This window comes from Acinetobacter sp. WCHA45 (genome assembly GCF_002165255.2).
GTDB lineage: Bacteria > Pseudomonadota > Gammaproteobacteria > Pseudomonadales > Moraxellaceae > Acinetobacter.
On sequence record NZ_CP028561.1, the window covers coordinates 814,543 to 835,980 of the forward strand.

18 protein-coding genes, 1 tRNA gene, 1 other RNA gene and 2 pseudogenes are annotated in these 21,438 nt (G+C 36.1%); 12 read left to right on the forward strand and 10 right to left on the reverse strand.

What is annotated here, in order from left to right; translation table 11 throughout:
• Positions 1-32 precede the first annotated feature (32 nt).
• Together CDG55_RS05245 and CDG55_RS05250 are read left to right on the forward strand one after the other, a co-directional pair.
• Positions 33-1,751: a hypothetical protein gene (locus CDG55_RS05245; protein WP_087537182.1), complete on the forward strand. Its 1,719-nt coding sequence runs from the start codon at positions 33-35 to the stop codon at positions 1,749-1,751.
• Complete coding sequence (locus tag CDG55_RS05250) at positions 1,748-3,496, forward strand: hypothetical protein (protein WP_087537183.1); 1,749 nt, start codon at positions 1,748-1,750, stop codon at positions 3,494-3,496. Before CDG55_RS05245 ends, CDG55_RS05250 begins: the two co-directional genes overlap by 4 nt.
• A gap of 248 nt (positions 3,497-3,744) precedes the next feature.
• Here CDG55_RS05250 and CDG55_RS05255 read toward each other — a convergent pair whose 3' ends face one another.
• From CDG55_RS05255 to CDG55_RS05290, 7 genes and pseudogenes are all read right to left on the reverse strand, one after another.
• A complete protein-coding gene (locus CDG55_RS05255) occupies positions 3,745-4,896 on the reverse strand; it encodes a hypothetical protein (RefSeq protein ID WP_087537184.1) in 1,152 nt (383 codons plus the stop codon).
• Between the two features lie 72 nt (positions 4,897-4,968).
• Positions 4,969-5,223 carry a hypothetical protein gene (locus tag CDG55_RS05260; protein ID WP_087537185.1) on the reverse strand — a complete coding sequence of 85 codons (255 nt, stop codon included), beginning with the start codon at positions 5,221-5,223 and terminating at the stop codon, positions 4,969-4,971.
• A gap of 18 nt (positions 5,224-5,241) precedes the next feature.
• Complete coding sequence (locus tag CDG55_RS05265) at positions 5,242-5,466, reverse strand: hypothetical protein (RefSeq protein ID WP_087537186.1); 225 nt, start codon at positions 5,464-5,466, stop codon at positions 5,242-5,244.
• 294 nt (positions 5,467-5,760) lie between these two features.
• Entirely contained in the window at positions 5,761-6,582 is an 822-nt protein-coding gene (locus tag CDG55_RS05275; protein ID WP_087537187.1) for a hypothetical protein, read from the reverse strand.
• Positions 6,583-6,584: 2 nt separating this feature from the next.
• Complete coding sequence (locus CDG55_RS05280) at positions 6,585-7,817, reverse strand: tyrosine-type recombinase/integrase (protein ID WP_087537188.1); 1,233 nt, start codon at positions 7,815-7,817, stop codon at positions 6,585-6,587.
• A gap of 176 nt (positions 7,818-7,993) precedes the next feature.
• Positions 7,994-8,353, reverse strand: a transfer-messenger RNA (tmRNA) gene (gene ssrA, locus CDG55_RS05285).
• 185 nt (positions 8,354-8,538) lie between these two features.
• Positions 8,539-8,809, reverse strand: a pseudogene (locus CDG55_RS05290) (hypothetical protein); the annotation flags it as partial.
• A 371-nt stretch (positions 8,810-9,180) separates the two neighbouring features.
• Here CDG55_RS05290 and CDG55_RS05295 point away from each other — a divergent pair.
• Both CDG55_RS05295 and CDG55_RS05300 read left to right on the forward strand, forming a co-directional pair.
• Positions 9,181-9,803 (forward strand): annotated as a pseudogene (locus tag CDG55_RS05295) (MarC family protein).
• Positions 9,804-10,023: 220 nt separating this feature from the next.
• Complete coding sequence (locus CDG55_RS05300) at positions 10,024-10,545, forward strand: acyl-CoA thioesterase (protein ID WP_005158145.1); 522 nt, start codon at positions 10,024-10,026, stop codon at positions 10,543-10,545.
• 134 nt (positions 10,546-10,679) lie between these two features.
• Here the strand turns inward: CDG55_RS05300 and CDG55_RS05305 are convergent, their stop codons facing one another.
• On the reverse strand, positions 10,680-10,895 hold the full coding sequence (locus CDG55_RS05305) for a hypothetical protein (protein ID WP_087537190.1): 216 nt from the start codon (positions 10,893-10,895) through the stop codon (positions 10,680-10,682).
• 478 nt (positions 10,896-11,373) lie between these two features.
• On the opposite strand from CDG55_RS05305, the gene CDG55_RS05310 reads away from it, so the two are divergent.
• Genes CDG55_RS05310 through CDG55_RS05320 form a run of 3 tightly spaced genes read left to right on the forward strand, consistent with a single transcriptional unit; the run spans position 11,374 to position 13,354 of the window.
• Positions 11,374-12,405, forward strand: a complete 1,032-nt coding sequence (locus CDG55_RS05310; RefSeq protein WP_087537191.1) for a CobW family GTP-binding protein — start codon at positions 11,374-11,376, stop codon at positions 12,403-12,405.
• Positions 12,406-12,462: 57 nt separating this feature from the next.
• A complete protein-coding gene (locus CDG55_RS05315; protein WP_087537192.1) occupies positions 12,463-12,993 on the forward strand; it encodes a YaeQ family protein in 531 nt (176 codons plus the stop codon).
• 19 nt (positions 12,994-13,012) lie between these two features.
• A complete protein-coding gene (locus tag CDG55_RS05320; protein WP_005158141.1) occupies positions 13,013-13,354 on the forward strand; it encodes an FKBP-type peptidyl-prolyl cis-trans isomerase in 342 nt (113 codons plus the stop codon).
• Positions 13,355-13,468: 114 nt separating this feature from the next.
• Here the strand turns inward: CDG55_RS05320 and CDG55_RS05325 are convergent, their stop codons facing one another.
• Positions 13,469-14,398, reverse strand: coding sequence for an IS5-like element ISAba10 family transposase (locus tag CDG55_RS05325; RefSeq protein ID WP_111313910.1), 930 nt, complete (start codon positions 14,396-14,398; stop codon positions 13,469-13,471).
• A 374-nt stretch (positions 14,399-14,772) separates the two neighbouring features.
• Between CDG55_RS05325 and CDG55_RS05330 the strand changes: the two genes are divergently transcribed.
• The 4 genes from CDG55_RS05330 (at position 14,773) to pgaD (ending at position 19,137) form a co-directional block, all read left to right on the forward strand.
• Positions 14,773-15,168, forward strand: a complete 396-nt coding sequence (locus CDG55_RS05330; RefSeq protein WP_087536973.1) for a hypothetical protein — start codon at positions 14,773-14,775, stop codon at positions 15,166-15,168.
• 252 nt (positions 15,169-15,420) lie between these two features.
• Positions 15,421-17,418: a poly-beta-1,6-N-acetyl-D-glucosamine N-deacetylase PgaB gene (gene pgaB, locus CDG55_RS05335; protein ID WP_005158137.1), complete on the forward strand. Its 1,998-nt coding sequence runs from the start codon at positions 15,421-15,423 to the stop codon at positions 17,416-17,418.
• Between the two features lie 15 nt (positions 17,419-17,433).
• On the forward strand, positions 17,434-18,690 hold the full coding sequence (gene pgaC, locus CDG55_RS05340) for a poly-beta-1,6-N-acetyl-D-glucosamine synthase (protein WP_005158135.1): 1,257 nt from the start codon (positions 17,434-17,436) through the stop codon (positions 18,688-18,690).
• A gap of 30 nt (positions 18,691-18,720) precedes the next feature.
• Positions 18,721-19,137: a poly-beta-1,6-N-acetyl-D-glucosamine biosynthesis protein PgaD gene (gene pgaD / locus CDG55_RS05345; RefSeq protein WP_087536974.1), complete on the forward strand. Its 417-nt coding sequence runs from the start codon at positions 18,721-18,723 to the stop codon at positions 19,135-19,137.
• Positions 19,138-19,271: 134 nt separating this feature from the next.
• Here pgaD and CDG55_RS05350 read toward each other — a convergent pair.
• A tRNA-Leu gene (locus tag CDG55_RS05350) sits at positions 19,272-19,357 on the reverse strand.
• A gap of 208 nt (positions 19,358-19,565) precedes the next feature.
• Between CDG55_RS05350 and CDG55_RS05355 the strand changes: the two genes are divergently transcribed.
• Positions 19,566-21,344, forward strand: a complete 1,779-nt coding sequence (locus CDG55_RS05355; protein ID WP_087536975.1) for an alkaline phosphatase D family protein — start codon at positions 19,566-19,568, stop codon at positions 21,342-21,344.
• The last annotated feature ends 94 nt before the right edge of the window (positions 21,345-21,438 follow it).

Consider the following 21,438-nt stretch of genomic DNA (forward strand, 5'->3'; position numbering starts at 1 on the left):
AGAATCTTTGGTTTTAAAAATTTTATAAATATATGAGCTTAGAACAAGAAATTACACTTTACCTTAAAGATCATACTGTTTTAGAAGCCGTAGATGAGTTTGCTAGTAAAAATTATGGGGATGTTGAAGTAACTAATGCTTTTGTAAATCTACATAACTCTTCTAAGATTGATCTTTTTAAAGAGTTTTTTAATCTCAAAAATAATAAAGGTTTTAGATTTTTTAGTAGTCGTCATCTTTTGGAGGAAGCATTGCCAAATTTAGAAGTACAAAACATTGGTCAAATGTTAGTTACATTAGATAAGCTGATACAAGAAGCTGGAAATGATATGGCGGCAGGTACACCAGTATCTTCATTTGGAAAGCTTCTAAAAACCAACTTTGAATTTGCCAAGAACGTTTTAAATCATTTAAAGTCACATGATTACTCGACCAACTTTTTAACAAAAACGCTTATATCTATATCCTTTGCAGATTTAGAGTTTGCAATTGATCAATCAGAAGAAATCATCCAAGAGAAATTACCTACCAAAGTTGGTTATGCCATTTTAGCTCTAGGACAAATGAATTATAAAGATAATGATCACTTATGCACTAAAGTGATTAAACTTATTTGTTCGTACCCACATCAAGATGAAGATCATCATACACAAGCTTTAATAATTAAATCGCTTTTGGAAATCTCAAAAAATCAACTTAATTCTTATCAAGAAATTGAACAAAAAATTACCTCAATAATCAAGGGTAACTCTTATGAAGTGAGTTCAATCCATACTTGTATGACTCAACTCTTTTGTGATCATAAAGCTTTGCCAACTGAGATAAAAACTCTACTTTTGGAGATGATTCCATATATTGATTCTTCTGCAAATGGAACTATTCATTATCTCGACTTAGCAACCCCTTATCTCTACGAAGAATCAGAAACAAAAATTATCCAATTGCTAGAAAGTCTTTTTATTCGATCTGATTTTAAAATAGATATTTCACAATTCCCTTCATTGAGAAGCTATCTTTATGACAATTTAGATAAATTATCCTCTTTAATAACACGCTGGTTCCTTTCTAAATCGATTCCATTAAATAGGTATGCATCTGATCTTATAGATAGCAATGAAGTTGAATTAGCTTTTGATATGGCACAACTTACTGAAGGATCCTCTACAGCTCATCTATTTTTAGCCAAAAAAGCATGTGGCTGGTATTTTATGAATCCAACTGTAGCCATCTCTTTGATTCATTCTGTATACAAATCTTGTCCTATAGAGCAAGCCGAAGATATACAAGAAATTATTTTCAATCCTTTAATGATTAGCTACCCTCGAAAAGTTACTGAATTCCTGAATAAACATAAGGACGGATTAGAGCAAGATAAACTTGAAATTATCGAAAATTTATTAAAAAAATTAGAAGATTATCATGATGCTCTTAGAGCTAGTAACAACATTAAAGAGTTAAGAGTTGGGCAAACAGAGGACTTTACATACCGAAGACACCAACAACAAATGATGAATAAAGCATATGCAGAATCTAGAAAAAATTCTTTATTTGGATCTTTGTTTACCGAGAATACTCTTTTATATGGAAAGAATACTGCTTTCATTATCCAAACTGGAGAAGGAAGCCAACGACAGACTATGCCATTACATTCTTTTAGCCATAGTATAGATTTTCCTTCAATGGAAATTTTAGATTCTACCTCATTACATTACGCATTAATCAAATTCAAATTAGAAGGGGCTAGCAAGTGAAATTAATTATTAAAGAATATCTAGCTAGCCTTAAAGAACGAAATGAGCTTGATGCTCTGTTACCAACTCTTCTATCTCAAATGGGGCTTACTATTCTATCCGAGCCTAGTATTGGCAACCGTCAATTTGGAGTTGATATTTCGGCTGTAGGTTCAATTAATAATGAGCCTGAAGCCATCTACTTATTTTCTATCAAAGCGGGAAATTTAGGACGACAAGATTGGAATAGTGGAAATGCCCAAGATTTAAGACCATCTCTAGATGAAATTTTAGATGTTTATATCCCTACTCATTTACCAAGTGAGTATAAAGATCTTCCAATTATCATCTGTCTTACTTTTGGAGGAGACTTAAAGCAAGAAATTGAAATAAATTTAAGTCAATATACCCAAGCCAAAGAAACAGATCAGATTAAGTTTGCTGTTTGGAATGGTGACCGTATTTCTGGGTATCTAGAAAAATACCTTATTAATGAGCAATTATTTTTACAAGATGATTTAAAGTCTTTATTGCGAAAATCATTAGCTATGGTTGATCAACCTGAAATAAGTTTTCAACATTTTTCGAGATTAATCCAAAAGTTATTCCAAGACTTACAAAGTCAATCCATTAAAAATCAATTAACTACTCTACGTCAAAGTTATCTAGCACTAGGCATACTCAATTCATGGTGTTTATCTGAAAATAATATTGAAAGTTCTTACCTGTCAGCAGAAAGATTAATTTTACATAGTTGGCAAGTTGTAAAATCATTCGCATCTAAAAATACTGCTGATGCTAGAAAAATAAAGAATATTTTTAAATCCTTAACTCTACTCTATCTATCTATTTCAGATTCTTATTATCAGAGATTTTTACCTCATTTTTCATCTCTACATGCTATTTCCAATGCGGTACATGGAAACTGTGATGTTGATATCAATCTACGATTATTTGATGTCATCGGAAGGATTTCTCTCTTTGGTATATGGGTCGATTGGGCTTTTGATAGAATGTATCGCAACTCAGCCGATCAAAATATTATTGAAGATGCATCTAGAACTCATGGAGAAATCAGCGAAGCTCTTAAAAAGTTGATCATGAATAATCCATTGCTTTTCCATCCGTATAAAGATGATCAAGCTATTGATATAGGATTAACAGCCTTTTACTGGTTAAAGAACAACGAAAATGATGGAGATCTAGAAGGATGGCTATCAGGAATTACACGAACCATACCTGGAGCATTCACACATAACAAAAGATACCCTTCCAACATACATGACTATTTAGAATTAGTTTTGCATCCTATCGATGATTCTCAAGAGTATAGAGAAAGTGTCACAAAAGGTTCCATCCTTTATCCACTATTAGGTTTCTTTGCCGAAGTATTTAAAAATTCCGAAATGCATTTGGATATTAAAAAAATCACGACTGAATTTATCCCTAAATGTACCCTACAAATTTGGCATCCTGATGCGGACACCGAAACTCATTTATATTCCAACAGCGATACTCACGGTCTAGGAATCACAGGTATATCGAATGAGACAAGAGAAACTCCATTTAATCAAATCAAAGAGAATTGCTCACTAGATAAATACATCCTTGAACTATCAGCGGTGAAATGTGATCACTTTCCTATTATTTTGACTGCTTGTAGACATTATCGACTACCAATTCCATATCATTTTTATTTTCAACTACTAGGAGTTGACATCTATAAAGATGAGACTAAAGATCAAGAAACTGAACATGAAGTATAAGAGAACTATTTTTGCACCAATTTTTTTAAATGGTATATACACGATACTTTAATGTTTTTCTAAGACTTCGCTCTTTTTGATTCCAATTTAGGGTAAGTTTAAGTTAAGTACTTGTTAAGTAATCTCTGTCTAATAACCTAATAAAGCATATATAAGTTATTAGGCAGACTCATTTCATATAAAACGCCGTGAACCTTACTATTACAAGGCTACGGCGCTCTTGTAGCTATAAATTAACTACAGCAATTTTACGAGTAATGCCTAAAGTTTTTAGCCAAGTTACAAACGGCATTCACTACCAATCTGTTCAATTCGGCATTCATTTCTATATCGGGAATAAACTTTCTCAAGTTCCGATGTGAATCCAAATATGGTTCTTTCTCCATCCCATAGACATCAATTTTGTTTATATAGACACACACTTGGTGACTCGATGCTTCTGCTTTTAGATGTGTAAATCGAAGCCCTTTAAAGCTCTCCAACAACAATTGTCTGATGTTTGAAAATGAGTTATTCAAGCGTTTCAGTACGGACTCTTTAATATTCTTCTCCGCACGAATTCGCCATTCACTCTCTTTCAACGGCGTACCATTTTGATCCGTCTGCTTTTGGTATATATGCCAATACTCATCAGCTAACCTATGATTGATGCCGATATTGAAACCATCTGTTAACTTTCTGTGGAGTACAATTGGATTAACAGGAATAGCTGTAAATACGCCTGTTTGCGCTTTAAAGACCCTAAAGTTATTTACAGCACTTGGAAGCCTTAGTGCCTTTAGAAGAGCCGTAGCAAGCCCTAAATGCTTATATCCATAGAAGTCTAAAGCTACTTCCAATTCCACAATCTTCATGCTCTCTTTAATCAAACCAAAATGATCTAAATAACCACATCGCTCATCTAAAATCCTTAGAGAATTCATATCATGCAAACGAATTACAAATCCATTCGAGCTTTCTTTAATGTAATGTCTAACCCCTGTTTTCTCAGTTAAAAACTTTTTAATATCGTGTCGGCTAGAAGGCTTTTTAATTTCAAAATAAAGATCTAAAAAATCAACTCTAGCTCTAACTTTAATGTTCATCGCTTTAAAATCATAGCTGTTGATATTGGAATAAATCTTTGTTTCTAGCTCTTCTGCATGTCTAGCATTTTCCATATAGCGTTGCTCTAAGCTTTTCCATGTATCGCATGACACCGCCTCACCGACATGGAAACTAAATCCACTCTCACGACTCAATTCTTCACATCGGTCAGACCTTGCTTTTAATAAATTCAGCTCAAACCGAATTTCATTTAACTTGGCATAATAATCCGTAGCGGTAAGTTTCTCTTCATCAATTTGAGACAACCGATTCATCAAAGCCTGATATTCATCACCAACTTTCAAATTCAACATAATGCACAACCTATTTTTGGGATAAAAAAACGGTTCAATCCATTGAACCGTTTCGCCATCAATATCCCTTAATTAATCAATTAAAGAACTCTCAAGCCTTTTAATTTCCGCATCCACATCCTCGTTTAACTTATCTAACAGACGATTAAATGATTCACTATCTTTAAGAGATCCCGTCATTAATTCATCAAAGTTCGGCTCAGAAATTAAGTGCTCTAACTCCTCCCAATTAATTTCCAAATTAAGATCTTGCCAATGATCTGTTGCTCTAACTTTATCAAGTACAGTCAAAGCAATCTTTGTTGCTACGTGTTTTTGCATGTCCATGATTATCTCCTTTAGGACTTAATGTTTTGTGTGAGTAGTTGATGCTCGAATGAATGCATCAAGCGTTAATTGGGTATAAGCAACCTTGCTATTTCTTAGCTCGAATCTAAGCTTGTACACTTCTTTAGAAGTCCGATTATTTGCCAAAAATGAATACCACTGTTTCTCAGTTTTAAAAGGCAACTTTTCAGCTAAATACTCCGAGGCTTGTGGTCGAGTAAACCATGCCGTCTGACTAATCATGATTGCGCCTTTCTTTTGCTATGCCATTCCACTAATTCGGCATAGCTAAAGAAGACAGGGGCTTGCCTAGATTCTCCATACTTGATAGCCGAAGGGAAATCAGGATCTCTTCGCATTAGGACTCGTAATGTATCTCTAGATACACCAAGCATTTCACAGACTTTTTTATAGGGAACTTGAAGTGGGGGGATTTCTTGAGAAAGCATTTAATAGCTCCATACTTGTTTGTATGCAGCTATTAAACTAAATAGTTTTTAGTGTCATGAAAGTGACATAAGATTAATTATTAAACATTTAAACTATTTTTTTAATTTTATTTTTACCACTTAAATTTAAGAAAACTTTGAGCCTAGCTTTGAGTCGTCCTGTCTCATCAGTATCAGCTTTCAAGCTTTTTAATTTGGTAGAAGTAATTTCATAATTTTCCAGCAATTCATTAATCACATTTTCCAAATTTTTACCTTTTGGAAATACACCATTCATTTTTAAATAAATTTCTTCCCATAGCTCTAAAGCAAGACCAAGCTCAGGAGCATAAAATTTTCCATTAGAATTTAAAGCATGGTGGGATAATGGAATACTGTCAATTTCGTCTAGTTTAAATAATATATCCGAAGCTATTAAGTAAACATTTCTATTAATCTTACTCATGTTTACTTCAGAACAATGTTTAAAAACAAGTTCAGTAGGATCTATTTCTCCTTGCTCAATCAAGAGTTCTAAAAGTGCTATTACGTCTTCGTTACTCTTTGAGACATTAGGCTTATGATAACCATCGTTTAATGGGCGAAAAATACGTGTGCTATTTTCTTTATATATATTGCCAACTAAATATTTTTCATCCTTTAAAAAAATAGTATTTAAAGCTCTAACTCCATCATAAAGACTAAGTTTAAGTTTCCCTATGAAAGATTCTGTTCTAACAATCGTAAAATCTTCTTCACTATGATTTACTTCTAGAATAGCTCGATAACTTTTTTCATAGAGCTCTCCACAATAATTGAAATATACATTCATATAACCATTTGATACATAGTGCAATAACGTATAGAAATTGCATTTCTGCTTTGTTAAATCCTCAATTTTTTCAATTGCTGAGTCACTATTTACGAACATAGTTAAGCCTTTGCCTTTTTAAACTGAATAACTTTCATATCTGCCAACTCTTCAAGATAATCGGCATACCATTGCATCAAACGTGCACGATCTTCCAAATATTGGGCTTTGTTATATACACCTGCCACACCATCTTTGACGTGCGCTAAAGCAGACTCAATGTGTCTTTCATCAAAGCCACGATTGTTTAAAAGGGTACTAGCAATGTGACGGAATCCATGTGGGGTCTGACGTCCTTCATATCCAAGACGGCGTAATGCCATAATGAAAACAGTATCCGACTTTGGCTTATTCTTATCTGATCGACTAGGGAAAAGAAAATCTGACTCAGAATGAATACTCTTAAGCTCCTTAATCAATTGAATCGCTTGTTTCGGTAAAGGTATCGTATGCTCACGGCGCTTTTTCATTCGGAAGTCTGGGATAGTCCAAAGTGCATTTTCTAAATCAAACTCCTCCCACTTGGCTTCACGTAATTCACTTGGTCTACAGAACAACATAGCTAAAAGTTGCAAACCAATACGGCTATCCAAAGTAGGATAATTGTTGATAGCTCGAAGAAGTGCAGGCAATTCATTTTCCGACACATGAGCCATATTTTCTTTTTTACCTTGAATAAGGTATTTCTGCATTCCTTCTAATGGATTGTAGTCAATGCGCCCAGTGATTTTTGCATAGTCATAAATATCACGACACATTGCACACATACGCTTAACTTGCTCATAAATCTTTTGTTCAAGCTGAACGCGCTTTAAGTACTCCATCCATTCAATCGGTCGGATAGAAACAAATAACCGTTTTCCGAACATTGGAAAAATATGTTTCTCCAATGCACCTTTGTTACGTGTCATGGTATCGGCTACCCATTGCGTTTGCTTGGTATCAAGCCATTCACGAGCTAAAGCTTCAAAGGTAGCATTATTGGTTTCAAGCTCTTTTATCTTTCGCTCTTGCTTGCTGATAATAGGATTTTCGCCGTTGCTAATGTCATTCAATAATTCTTGAGCTTTCTTTCGAGCAAGCTTGCCTTTAATCGCAGGATAACCACCTAACCCAACCCAAGACCACTTCCCATCAGGCTTTTTATATCTTAATTGCCAAGACTTGTTTCCATTCTTCTGTACAAAGAAATACAGCCCATTGCCATCTAACTCCCGATAATCCTTATCTTCAGGTTTTAGATTTTCCAATACGGTATCTGATAAAGGGCGCTTTTTAATATCCGAACGCTTCATTGTGTATCACAGTGGTTTCAATTATTCATCAATGATACACGATGTGATACATGATACAAACTCATATACTCGGTTAAGCTCAATTATGTTTAGGCATAAAAAAAGGCTTGATCCCTTTAGAATCAAGCCTTTCCGCTTTATATTGCGTCATATTCAGTTATATAAAGCTAAGTATTTGGTGGAGATGGCGGGAGTTGAACCCGCGTCCGCCAGCACTACACTCGAGAATACTACATGCTTAGATATCGTCTATTGTTTTAACGCCAAGCGACCCGACGAACAGGGTACAAGGTGCGATCCTCTAAGTTTGGTATAAAGCCCCGAGGCTTGACTTTATACGGACTTGTGTGCGTGCGCTTCGGTCGGGTTCACTGACCACAAGTATTCAGTGAAGCGGACAAGCTGCCCTTAGGCAGCTAGAGCGTAAGTTTCGTCGTTTGCGACTATTAAAATGCAAATTTTATTTACGAGAGAAAATGCGCTCTCGGCATGCATCTATGAGCTTCATCACCAGCGTCGAAGCCAATAACATCCCCATATATGAAAGAGCATCATAGCATAAATATTGAAAATTTAAATCTAAATTTATAGGCTTTGAGGTTTGTGGTTAAAAACCGATCTAATTGAAATTATAAATTAATTGCATGTCTTTAAGAATTGGCTTTTTAACGTTTAGTTAAATTGGAACTTCAAAGAAGCAATATATATTTAAATCTCTTCATTAAAACAATAGCATATGACTCGGCAGCTTAGGTTCATGCCAACCAACACCTAAAGCCCGAATAAGATCTACGCTAGCAATCATTCGACTGCCATGAAGCTGTGCAGCGAGTTGCTCTTGCTGCAAGATTCCAGTCCGAATCAATCACATCCAGATAGCTGATACTGCCTTCACGATAACGCAAATGTGAAAGCTGATTGGCATGTAGGGATGACGCAAGTGCTTGTACGTGTGCCTGTATTTGCTGATCCAGAATACGCTGATCAGACAGTTCATATACTGATTAAATCCTTATTTTACATTTTCAATACTAGTTATATACAGCGCTACAAATTTAAAGAAATATGAATATGCGAACATATTCAAACTGGTTAATTTTTATGATTTTACGGTTCATAAAAACTATTTATCAGTTTTTCGCTGTTTATTTGATCGCACTTTTTGCCTGTATCACTTATGAGTTTTTTTTAAATTAACTAATTTAAGATACGTGGGTTCAAGCGATGATACTGTTTTTTAAGTGTTGAATCGCAGCATATGCATTCTTTGTTTGATTAATCAGTTGGAATCGTTTTGAAATTCTATTCTCATTTACTTTAACTAGAACGAAGTTTAGGTATTAATCGTAATAACGGGAGTTTTATGTTTTCACCCTATATCCATGCATTTGCATTGTTTTTTCATTACTGAATCCGTTCCTGATGAGTGTCTACATGGTCGGGATGACTCGGAATACCGATGTAAAAGTATTTAATAAAGCATTGATTCAAGGGAGCTTAATTGCTTTTGCTATTTTTGCATTATTTGCATGGGGGGGCGAGAATATTTTTAGTCGCTACCTAAATGTAAGATTTGAATCTTTCCAAATATTTGGTGGACTAATTTTTCTTGTAATTGGTTATCGTTATGTGTTTCAGGGTGCAGAAACAATCGGTGAAATGCGTGGTGCTCCTGAGCATTTAGCAGGTACGATTGCTATGCCTTTTATGATCGGACCAGGAACAATTAGTGCTGCGGTTGTCACAGGCGTGAGTGTTCCATTTGGAGGAGCAATTGCTGTGATTGCCCTCACATTGGCGTTAACTTGCAGTATTCTTATCGCGATGAAATACGGACACGATCATTTACGCTACAAGCATGCGAAGTATATTGATCGTTACTTTGACATTATGGGGCGTTTATCTGCTTTACTGATCGGTACAATTGCTGTCGATATGATCGTTAATGGCGTGATGGGACTCATTCAAGCTACAAATTTAAATTAAATTATTAGATATAAAATTTTGTATGATGAGTATTTATCTGGTTAATAACACATTGTTAATTTTAGATAAAATCTAATAAAAAGGGTCTATATGTAATCCTATTGAAATAATGTTTCGATCTATCATAAAAATAGTTGATGATGTTTTATACATTTATACGTGTTTTTACGTTGAGGAATGAACGATAATACACATGTTGTATTCTCCTATGAGTTCTCCTATGTATCCATTAGATCAATTGAACCAAGCACCTGATGATCAGTCAGAGCTTACAATGTCAGTTTTAATGACACCTGATATGGCAAACTTTTCAGGTAATGTTCATGGTGGAGCAATTTTAAAACTGCTTGACCAAGTTGCTTATGCTTGTGCAAGCCGTTATTCAGGCAGTTATGTTGTGACATTGTCTGTTGATAAAGTTAATTTTAAAGAGCCAATTTACGTTGGTGAATTAGTCACATTTTTAGCGAGTGTTAATCATGTAGGACGTACTTCTATGGAAGTCGGTATTCGTGTAGAAGCACAGAATATTCAAAAGCGTACAATCAGACATACCAATACCTGCTATTTCACCATGGTTGCTGTGGATGAGGAGCGTAAACCTAAAGTTGTTCCGACATTAAAATTAGATACGGATTGGAAGCGTTGTCGTTTCGAAGCTGCAGAACAGCGTAAGGACCTACGTTTACAAGAAGTACAGCAACCTTCTTGCAGTATTTTCAAAAAAACTAGTCAGTGTTGATTTATTCATCACATTTCTAGTGATCTAAAAAAAAGATCGAACCGCAGCATGGTTCGATCTTTTTTTATTTGTAAAGATGAGTCAAATCATTACAAATGTTGTTCTAAAGGGTCTGGAGGAACCTGAAGATCAAATTATTTACTAGCCGTCGGAGCAGCCGATGTTGCTGCATCACTTGCTGTGGTGTCTGTCGTAGCTGGATTTAGAGTTTCAGGTTGCTCTTGATTTGATACCACGACTTTCTCTTCGGTGGTTTTGGTGCTATGTGATTTGTCATGAGCCGAAGCTGCAAATGTTGTTGCCGCTGTTAAAGCAAATGTTGTCGCAATTAAAGTCTTAATGAGTTTCATGTTTGGCATCCATATTTAAACTTAATTAAAAAATTACAGCTTCAATTCCAGAGATGAGTGAGAACAAATCTTGAATTTCTGCATGAGTTTTATGCTAAGTGCCTAAGTTTTTTACAGCAATATTCTTAACAATCTTTTACGGAAAACTTAACAATAGAGCATCATAAAACGTGGTTTTGTGATGCGCTTGTAAAGTTATATGCCTGAACCTATCAATAAAATGTATATAAATATGTATTTTTGATTAGAAAATAATCTATGATTTTACGTGTTTTAAACAAGAGCTTTCTTTTGCAAATAGTTTAATCATTGGATAAAACATTTATATCTTATTTTTAAATAGTATTTTGGGATTAATTTTGTGATTTAATTCTCTCTATTTATGTTTTTAATTGAATTGTTTCATAAATTTCATTCTTTATTTTATTTCGCATATTTTTCTCTTTAGAATGAAATAAATTTTTAATGCGAGTAAATCGTGAAGTTTATTGCTCCCAAAATTGTTGCTACTCACATTATTTCTGGTTTTTTAGGTGCAGGTAAAACAACGCTATTGCAGCATTTATTAACTCAAAAGCCTGAAAACGAAGTTTGGGCTGTTCTAATGAATGAGTTTGGGCAAATAGGTGTTGATCAACAACTGATTACCCAACAACAAGGCTATGCTGTCAAAGAACTACTTGGTGGATGCTTGTGTTGTAGCAGTCAACTTCCTATGCAAATTGCACTAGCTCGCTTACTCAGTGAAAGTAAACCTGATCGTTTATTTATCGAACCAACGGGTTTAGGTCATCCTGCACAATTATTGGAACAACTGACCGAGCCACATTGGCAAAGTAGTTTAGCAATGCGTGCTTTGGTGATTGTTGTAGATGGGAGTCGTCTACATGATGAAGATTGGGTTAAACAGAACTTATATACCGATCAACTGAAATCTGCCCAAATCGTAGTCCTCTCGCATATTGATTGTATGTCAGTAGCAGATCATCAAGCCTATGCTGCTTTAAAACAAGAATATGACACTTATGTCCAGCATTGGATTGAAGTTGAGTGTGGCAAAATTGAATTGTCTCAGATTGATATTATGCAACAACCTGTACAACGTAAGATCCAACCTTTACTCAAGTTACAACAAACACAGGCTATTGAGCCTCCGTTAGAAATAAAACAACTTCCATATCATTATGTAGAAACGGCCCAAGGTTATACCGTTGCAGGTTGGAAATTGCCTAAACGCTGGCAATTTAAATTTTTTGAACTGTTGGATTTGTTGTGTACGCAACAAAATTGGGCCCGTATCAAAGGCATATTTAATACGGATCAAGGTTGGAAAAGTTTTAACTTTAATCCTCAACAATTTAACTATAAGTCTGCTGAAGAGAGTATTGATAATCGAATTGAAATTATTTGCCAATCCGAACAAGATTGGTTGGGGTTTGAAACACAATTATTAAATTGTCGCCTTGATCTAACTGATGCCCAAAATGATGAAAGCCGATATTTTCTGTAATAAAATAGAGTATGCTTAGCGCCAAATTTGAGTACACCGTATTTAAGAGTATTTTTTATGGCGCTAAAAGCAACAATATATAAGGCAGATCTGAATATTGCCAATATGGATCAGCATATCTATGCAGATTATCAGCTAACACTTGCCTTACATCCGTCAGAGACTATTGAACGTTTGATGGTTCGTATTCTTGCTTACGCCCATTATGCCGATGAGCGATTAGAATTCACCAAAGATTTGTTTGAAACGGATGAGCCTGCGTTATGGCAAAAAGATTTAACAGGGCTTTTAGAAAACTGGATTGAAGTCGGTTGTCCATCTGAAGATAAAGTGAAAAAAGCCAGTGCTCGTTGTAAAAAAGTGGCTGTGATTACCTATGGCTCACAAGCTGCTGATTGGTGGCAAAAAAATACCAAGATTAAGACTTTGAGTAATGTGGAAGTTTGGCAATTAGCATCTCAGACTACACAGGCACTTGAAGGCTTATGTGAACGCACGATGCAATTACAGCTTAATATTATGGATGGAGAATGGACTTTGTTAAGCGATAACGGTCAAGTCGATATTCAATGGTTACAATTGCAATAAATCAGGTTTGGAGAAAAAAATGAGCGCTGAATTACAAATTATTGATTTAAAAGTAGGTGAAGGTAAAGAAGCTGTTAAAGGTGCTTTAATCACAACACACTATACAGGGTGGTTGGAAGATGGTACTCAGTTCGATTCTTCAATTGATCGCGGGAATTATTTTGAGACGGTGATTGGTACAGGGCGAGTAATCAAAGGTTGGGATCAAGGCATCATGGGAATGCGCGTTGGTGGGAAGCGTAAATTAATCGTACCTGCACATTTAGCTTATGGCGAACGCAAAATGGGAAAAATTATTCCAGCAAATTCAAATCTGATTTTTGAAATTGAATTATTTGATGTTAAAACTCGCGACGAGTGATTTAGTCTCAATGATGCAAAGCATGATGGCATTGATTTGATTGCTTCATTCATGCTTTGCAAGGCTTTGTTGCACAAATAGACGAAAGGTAGAGTTGTTCTAATCTTCAGATATTTATGCAACAGCCACCGTTTTAGCTGTACCAAGTTGAGTAAATTTATTCAAAATATCGACTCTTATTTGCAAGTCAACCACCTGACGATTAAAGCATCGACTAGATACACCTTGTCCAAGTCGTTTCAAGGCAAACATTTTAGCCTCTATTCTGGATCGTCGATGATAACCAATATCTCGTTTCCACTGCTTTTGACCCCTGTCCCAACAGCCTTGTACTGCATGATTCCTTGCTTTACCAATTTCATTTTCTGCCCATAAAGCAGCATTGGAACGAGGAGGGATAATTACATTTGCTTGCCGTTTTAAAATCGCATCATAACAATTCACTGTGTCATAAGCACCATCAGCCCTGACAGATGCAATGGGTTCATCAATTTGATCTAAAAGAGGTTGGAGCATTTCAGCATCACCATATTGGCAGGTCGTGACTTCAACCGCTTGTATTTCTCCACTGTTTGCATCTGTCGCAAGATGTAATTTCAGCCATTGACGATGTTGGTTTACGCCATGTTTTTTACGCACCCATTCCCCATCACCTGTAACTTTGATCCCTGTGCTATCAACTAAAATATGCAAGTCTTCCTGTGGATTTTTTGCTGATTTATGTAGAAGTGGCTGGAGCTTATCTGCTCGCCGACTCAATGTTGAGAAGTCTGGAACATTCCAGTCGAGGTGAGCCATTTGAAAAAGGCTTTGAATGAAACCTTGTGTTTGGCGTAAAGCCAGTTGGAACAGGTTTCGTATCGTCAGGGCAAATTGAATTGCTATATCAGTGTAGGTAGGTTGACGTCCTTTTTTTCCAGTAGGTGTTGCAGACCATTGCATTTGGGGATCAAACCAAATGGTGAAAGCACCCCGTTGACGTAAAGCCTGATTGTACTCAGACCAGTTCGTTGTTTTGTATCGGCTTTTTGATTCTGTATTCATCTAACATGTATGGGGATAAAATTTATTTATGCAACAAAGCCGCTTTGCAAAAAAAAAGTACAAAAACAATACAAATCAAAAAAATGAATTAATCTCAATATATTGATTTTAAAAATTTTTATTTAAATCTTCTGTTTTTAACAATCTGCTTAAAATTATTGATTCTATAGAAGGTTCTGTATATCTTTTAAACAAAGAGCAATCCATTTTGAATCAAAGTTTTTACAAAAAATGTGATGTTAATTTACCTTTTGGAAAAATTGCTTTTAATGTTGCCATCCATGATCAGCAGATTCATAAACATGGCGAGGTAAATTATAAAAAATCTATGCTTGTGTTAACGAGCACCAAAAAATTGAGTGAGTGAGGCAGCTATGAATGATTATTTGGATATTACCGCTTCTGAGCTATTAAAAGAATTACATAATTTTTTCTTGATTAATACTTATAATGGCGCTGAAAATGGTTTTTGGGTCAATGAAAAAGCATTGACTGATAAACATTATTGGATGGATGGAGAGAACAAGGTCGAGATTATACGAGAGCTGATTCCTTCACATCAGCATTCACATCCTGACTATCAGATTACCTTATTATCTCCATTAGAAGGGAATGTCCTCTTGCTACAATATGATGGCGTGAATAAAAAGATTCAGACATTCCGTCGTGGTGAATGGGTAAATCGCTTATATAAATATTTTTATCAAAAAGAACGTTATTATTTACAACAACTTTCTGAGCATCCAAATTTTCAGCTCATTCAATATTAAGCTTTTATATTTAGCTCACTAGGTTCTTAATACGTATCGTGTTAGGAACCTAATTACATATTGTTAAAGTATTGATGTATATTGCGATAAAATTTATAAAATATTTTTTTAAGATTATTTTCAGTTTTTAAAATTATAAATACAGTCCTTGCTCCCAGCTGACTCGCTAAAAATCTTATTTGTCCACAAATTGTAAGATGATTCATGCATGATTCGCCCTCAGCCATTTTCGAATATTGAGAAGATATCTCTATGACAACACGTTTAGTGTCTCCGACCTTAAAAACATTTTTAGGTCTAATGATTGGTTTAGTTGCGAATACAGCAACTTTTGCAGAAAATTCCAAAATTGATGCGACAACGTTAACCGTCATTGGTTATCATGAAATTACCGAGCATAAAGATGCACTCATCCCAAGTTATGCAGTAACAGCACAACAATTCAGCGAGCACATCGATTGGTTACAAAATAATGGCTATCACTTTATCAATGTCGATCAACTGATTAAAGCGCATCAGGGCAAATATACTTTACCCACTAAACCTGTGTTATTGACAGTAGATGATGGTTATCAGTCTTTTTATCAAAATGCCTATCCAATTGTACGTGCGAAAAAAATTCCAGTGGTATTAGCAGTTGTCGGTTCTTGGTTAGAGCCAAAAGCTAATCAGAAAGTAGACTTTGGTGGGGAAGAGATTACGCGCAATAAAATTTTGAGTTGGAATGAACTCAAAGAAATGCAAAATAGTGGCTTAGTTGAAATTGCGAGCCATAGCTATCATTTGCATCGAGGAGTAAACGCAAACCCTCAAGGTAATTCAGAACCAGCAGCGATTACTCGGATCTATGATTCAAATACGAAAACCTATGAAAGTGATGCAAATTATCAAGCACGTGTTTATCAAGATTTAAAGAAAAATAATGAATTATTGCAGGCACATGGTTTACGTTCACCACGTGTCATGGTCTGGCCTTATGGTCGCTACAATATGCAATTAGTTCAAATTTCTAAACAATTGGGTATGCCGATTACCATTACTTTGGATGATGGCGCTGATCATGCCAAACAATCGATCCAAAATATGGGGCGTATTTTAATTCAAGGAAATATGTCAACCAATGCCTTGGCACAAGAAATTAAGAACCGCGAACTGAATTTGAATGATAATAATCGTCCGCAAAAGATCATGCATGTGGATTTAGATTATATCTATGATCCAGACCCACAACAACAGGAACGCAATTTAGGTAATCTGTTAGATCGTATCAATGCAATGGGAGTCAAGACTGTTTATTTACAAGCATTTTCTGATCCTGATGCAAATGGTTCTGCTGATATGGTGTATTTCCCAAATCGTCATATTCCAATGCGTGCGGATTTATTTAACCGAGTAGCTTGGCAAATTCAAACACGTACGCCAGTACAGCGTTTGTATGCTTGGATGCCTTTACTTGCATGGGAATTACCTAAATCAGACCCAGTGTCAAAGGATTTAGTTGTCACGCAACAAGCAAAAGCAGGCGAGCATTTGAATATGGGGTATATCCGCTTAAGCCCATATTCACCAAAAGCAAGACAAACCATTAAAGAGATTTATCAAGATCTTGCAAAATCAACGCCATTTGATGGCCTGTTATTTCATGATGATGTGACATTATCTGATTATGAAGATGCAAGCCCTCAAGCACTAGCAGCCTATGCGAAACAAGGTTTGCCAACGGATTTGGCCAAAATACGAAATAATGACGACAAGTTACAGAAATGGACTGCTTATAAAACGCGTACCCTAGATGATTTTGCAATGGAGCTCGCAGGTGAGGTACGTCAATATCAGCCTTATTTGATGACTGCACGTAATTTGTATGCGCAAGTTGCCCTTAACCCGTACGCCGAAAATTGGTATGCACAGTCTTTAGAAGAGTCATTAAGACGTTATGATTTCACTGCAATAATGGCAATGCCGTATATGGAGCAATCTGATCATCCCGAAAAATTTTATACGGATATTATGAATCGGGTGAAACAATATCCAAACGGGATTAAAAAGACAGTGATGGAGTTACAAGCCATTAACTGGCGTAATGATCAGAAGATTCCTTCTGAAGAAATGGCAGCAACAATTAAGTCACTTTACCAACAAGGTGCGATGCACATTGCATATTATCCTGACGATCCGATTAAAGAACACCCAGATGTGGAAACGATGCGTAAGGCTTTTGCTTTAAAATCATCACAATTAGTACCATAACGGAGTAATGTGTCGATGAGTATAATTGCTTTATTATGGGCCTATGCCATTAAATTTGTTTTCTATTATCCATTATTTATGTCGTATTTATGGATGGTTGGGGCAATTATTTTTTATTGGAAAGAACGCCAAGATCCTCCATATCAGCAGCCAGCAACTTTGCCTGAATATCCTAAAGTTGCTGTACTCGTTCCTTGTTTTAACGAGGGGGATAACGCAGAAGAAACCATTAGTCATGCTTTGCAATTAGATTATCCAAACTTTGAAGTGATTGCGATTAATGATGGTAGTTCTGATAACACGGGCGAAGTGCTGGATCGTCTCGCGATGCAGCATGAAAAATTACGTGTGGTACATCTTGCTCAAAACCAAGGTAAAGCGATGGGACTACAAGCAGGCAGTTTAATGACTGATGCTGAGTTCTTGATTGGTATTGATGGTGATGCGTTACTAGATCCTCATGCTGCTAAATGGATGATGCGTCATTTTCTAGAAGACTCAACAGTTGCAGCAGTCACAGGTAATCCACGTATTCGTACACGTTCAACTTTATTGGGACGTATACAGGTCGGTGAGTTTTCTTCAATTGTTGGCATGATTAAACGTGCACAACGTACTTTTGGTCGTTTATTCACAGTCTCAGGTGTGATTACAGCGTTCCGTAAAAGTGCCGTACATCAAGTTGATTATTGGTCTCCAAATATGTTGACTGAAGATATTGATATCACTTGGAAATTACAACGCGCAGGTTGGGATGTTCGTTTTGAACCAAATGCTTTGGTTTGGATTTTGATGCCAGAGACTTTTAATGGTTTATGGAAGCAACGTTTGCGTTGGGCGATGGGTGGGGCGCAAGTTCTGATTAAGAATATTGATGTGTTCTTTAAACCAAAACTTAATTTTCTCTGGCCTTTAATGTTGGAGCTTTGCTTAACATTAGTATGGTCATATTTGATGTTGATTATGGCTGTCATGTGGTTGTTACATTTTGTATTTACAATCCCAGCCCTTGCTATCGTTAGTTCACCATTTTTACCATACGGTAGTGGAATTTTATTAGGTGCGACCTGTTTAATTCAGTTTGCTTTAAGCAAATGGATGGATAGTCGTTATGAGCCAAGCCTAGGGAAAAATTATTATTGGATGATTTGGTACCCATTTGTGTTTTGGTTAATTACGATTACTGCTACAATCGTCGCCTTTCCAAAGGTACTGTTGCGTGGTGATGAAAAACGCGCCCGTTGGATTAGCCCAGATCGTGGAATTCGCTGAGTCGCAAGATTCATTTTGCTGAGACTAGAAATGAAAGCAAATAGTTTGATTATCGATGTTCGTCGCCAACTCCCATGGCATAAGCGTTATTTTTCTACGACCACAACAGCAATGATGTGGGCAGGTTGGCTGCTATTATGGCGACCATTTATTTTGGTTTGGGTGTTAATTGAACTGCAAAAAACGCATCTTGCACAACGTTTAATGGCTGCATTCAGTCAAGGTCTTGAGCACGGAATTACAGCACTTTTCATGTGTGCGGTAGCATTATTACTATGGGGGCTTTTACCTTCAAAACGCGTACATAAAAAACATGCAATTGAAAAAGCACTACCTGATTATGCACGTTATTTTCAGTTGCCTGAACACGAGATTCAAGCGGGTCGCCAACAAAAAGTAACCACGCTGCATCATGATGAAAATGGTAAGATTATTAGAGTTGAGTAAAATTTATTCGATTGAGAAGTATAAATGCCTTAATTTTAATTAAGGCATTTTTTTATGCTTGTCTTAAATTTTAGACATAAAAAAACCAGCTTACGCTGGATTTTTATTTGCACCATATTTCATTATTTGAAAAATGGTGCCCGAGGCCAGACTCGAACTGGCACGCTTTGTGGGCGGGGGATTTTAAATCCCCTGTGTCTACCGATTTCACCACTCGGGCATGTGCGCAATAATAGAGGAGACTTTAAAACTTGGCAAGAGTAAAACGTATTAATTGCTTTCTTTTCAATCAATTCATGTGTTTATCAGATAAAAATTAAGCATTGTCATATAATTTTCATGATTATTTCATCAAACTGAGATCAAACTTTCATTTAAGCAACTTAGTTTTAATTACTTAAAGTAATAAAATTAAGGTAGCTATCCAAATGACAGCAAAAATTTCACGACGGGAACTCATTCAAAAAAGTTTATTCGGATTTGGGGCATTGTCTTTATCTGCGGGATTTACAGGATGTAATGATAGTTCAGATCAAGAAACAGCGACATTACAAGTTAATTTTGAACATGGCGTTGCCAGCGGTGATCCACTACAGGATCGCGTGATTTTGTGGACACGCTTAACACCAAGTGATAGCAGTGCACGGTTGCAAGTCACTTGGGAAATTGCGTTAGATCAGCAATTCAAGCAAATTATTAAAACCGATAAAGTCACTACCGCCGCTGCACAGGACTTTACTGTAAAGGTAGATGCAATTGGATTAAAACCAAATCAAAGCTATTTTTATCGTTTTGTTTTCGGGGATAAAATTTCGCCAGTAGGTCAGACTAAAACCTTGCCGACCAGTACATCAAAGGTTAGTTTTGCTGTGTGCTCGTGTTCTAATTATCCAGCAGGCTATTTTTATGTTTACCGTGAAATGGCAAAACAAAATGTAGATGTCGTGATTCATCTAGGCGATTATATTTATGAATATGGCGCTGATGGTTATGCGACAGAAGATGCAGCGAAATTAGGGCGTACGCTTCCTGCGAATAATGATAAAGAAATTATTAAACTGGATGACTATCGCAAACGCTATGCTTTATATCGTAAAGATCAAGACTTACAAGCTTTACATCATCGCCATCCTTTTATTGTGATTTGGGATGATCATGAATTAGCAAATGATGCATGGCGAGAAGGGGCGGAAAATCATACTGAAGAAACAGCAAATGCAAAGAATGAAGGTAAATTCTCTGAAAGAAAATTAGCAGCATTGCAAGCTTATTTTGAATGGATGCCGATTCGTCCAATTGATGATCAGCATATCAAGATTTATCGACATTTTGATTTTGGTAATCTCGTTCAGCTTACTATGTTGGATACACGTATTATCGCGCGTGATCAGCAATTAGATTATGTAGATTATATGACCGCAAATGGTTTGAATGCTGCAAAATTCCAAGCGGACTTAACCAACCCTGCACGTACTTTAATGGGGTATACCCAACGGGATTGGCTACTCGGAAAACTTCAACAATCTAATGCAACATGGAATGTTTTAGGTCAACAAATATTAATGGCGAAAATGTTGATTCCTGCTGAGTTGTTACTTTCTTTGGCTGAAATAACTTCAGGCAATCCAACTGCCGACACCTTAAATAAAATGAATACGCAAATTACTGAGCTAGTCACCTTAAAGATGCGTTTAAAGCAAGGTGATCCGAGCTTAACCAGTCAGGAAAAAGCTCGTATCCTCACCGTTGCACCTTATAACTTAGATGCATGGGATGGTTATTTTGTTGAGCGTGAAATTTTATACGGCACTTTGGCACAATTAAATAAAAAAGTTGTGGTGTTGGCAGGGGATACCCATAATGCATGGTCTTCTAATTTATATAGTAAAGATGGTGCATTTGTAGGTGTGGAATTGGCAACCAGTTCAGTTTCCTCACCAGGTCTGGAAAAATATTTAAATATTCCATTGGCTCAGCTACAGCAGTTTGAATTTGCATTTACCACCTTGATTGATGAGCTGAACTATTGCAACTTAAACCAACGAGGTTATCTCATGGTTCAGTTTGATGAAACTCAGGTACAGTCACAGTGGGTTTATGTGGATTCAATCAAAAAATCTGAATATAGCATTGATACAGCCAGACAATATCAGCTTAGTTTTGATAAGAATTTGTTGCCAGTGAAAGCAGGGCAGCAAGTTGCGTAAACGATTGATACATCGAGCCAAACGTTAATGTTTGGCTTTTTTATTCTTAAATTTCAGACATAAAAAAACCAGCATTAAGCTGGAATTTTTAGCA

What these genes read in the sequence shown, in the direction of transcription:
- CDG55_RS05245 (WP_087537182.1), top strand. Translation starts at nt 33, where the DNA reads ATGAGCTTAGAACAAGAAATTACACTTTACCTTAAAGATCATACTGTT.
- CDG55_RS05255 (WP_087537184.1), bottom strand. Translation starts at nt 4,896, where the DNA reads ATGTTGAATTTGAAAGTTGGTGATGAATATCAGGCTTTGATGAATCGG.
- CDG55_RS05260 (WP_087537185.1), bottom strand. Translation starts at nt 5,223, where the DNA reads ATGGACATGCAAAAACACGTAGCAACAAAGATTGCTTTGACTGTACTT.
- CDG55_RS05265 (WP_087537186.1), bottom strand. Translation starts at nt 5,466, where the DNA reads ATGATTAGTCAGACGGCATGGTTTACTCGACCACAAGCCTCGGAGTAT.
- CDG55_RS05275 (WP_087537187.1), bottom strand. Translation starts at nt 6,582, where the DNA reads ATGTTCGTAAATAGTGACTCAGCAATTGAAAAAATTGAGGATTTAACA.
- CDG55_RS05280 (WP_087537188.1), bottom strand. Translation starts at nt 7,817, where the DNA reads ATGAAGCGTTCGGATATTAAAAAGCGCCCTTTATCAGATACCGTATTG.
- CDG55_RS05300 (WP_005158145.1), top strand. Translation starts at nt 10,024, where the DNA reads ATGTATCCATTAGATCAATTGAACCAAGCACCTGATGATCAGTCAGAG.
- CDG55_RS05305 (WP_087537190.1), bottom strand. Translation starts at nt 10,895, where the DNA reads ATGAAACTCATTAAGACTTTAATTGCGACAACATTTGCTTTAACAGCG.
- CDG55_RS05315 (WP_087537192.1), top strand. Translation starts at nt 12,463, where the DNA reads ATGGCGCTAAAAGCAACAATATATAAGGCAGATCTGAATATTGCCAAT.
- CDG55_RS05320 (WP_005158141.1), top strand. Translation starts at nt 13,013, where the DNA reads ATGAGCGCTGAATTACAAATTATTGATTTAAAAGTAGGTGAAGGTAAA.
- CDG55_RS05325 (WP_111313910.1), bottom strand. Translation starts at nt 14,398, where the DNA reads ATGAATACAGAATCAAAAAGCCGATACAAAACAACGAACTGGTCTGAG.
- CDG55_RS05330 (WP_087536973.1), top strand. Translation starts at nt 14,773, where the DNA reads ATGAATGATTATTTGGATATTACCGCTTCTGAGCTATTAAAAGAATTA.
- pgaB (WP_005158137.1), top strand. Translation starts at nt 15,421, where the DNA reads ATGACAACACGTTTAGTGTCTCCGACCTTAAAAACATTTTTAGGTCTA.
- pgaC (WP_005158135.1), top strand. Translation starts at nt 17,434, where the DNA reads ATGAGTATAATTGCTTTATTATGGGCCTATGCCATTAAATTTGTTTTC.
- pgaD (WP_087536974.1), top strand. Translation starts at nt 18,721, where the DNA reads ATGAAAGCAAATAGTTTGATTATCGATGTTCGTCGCCAACTCCCATGG.
- CDG55_RS05355 (WP_087536975.1), top strand. Translation starts at nt 19,566, where the DNA reads ATGACAGCAAAAATTTCACGACGGGAACTCATTCAAAAAAGTTTATTC.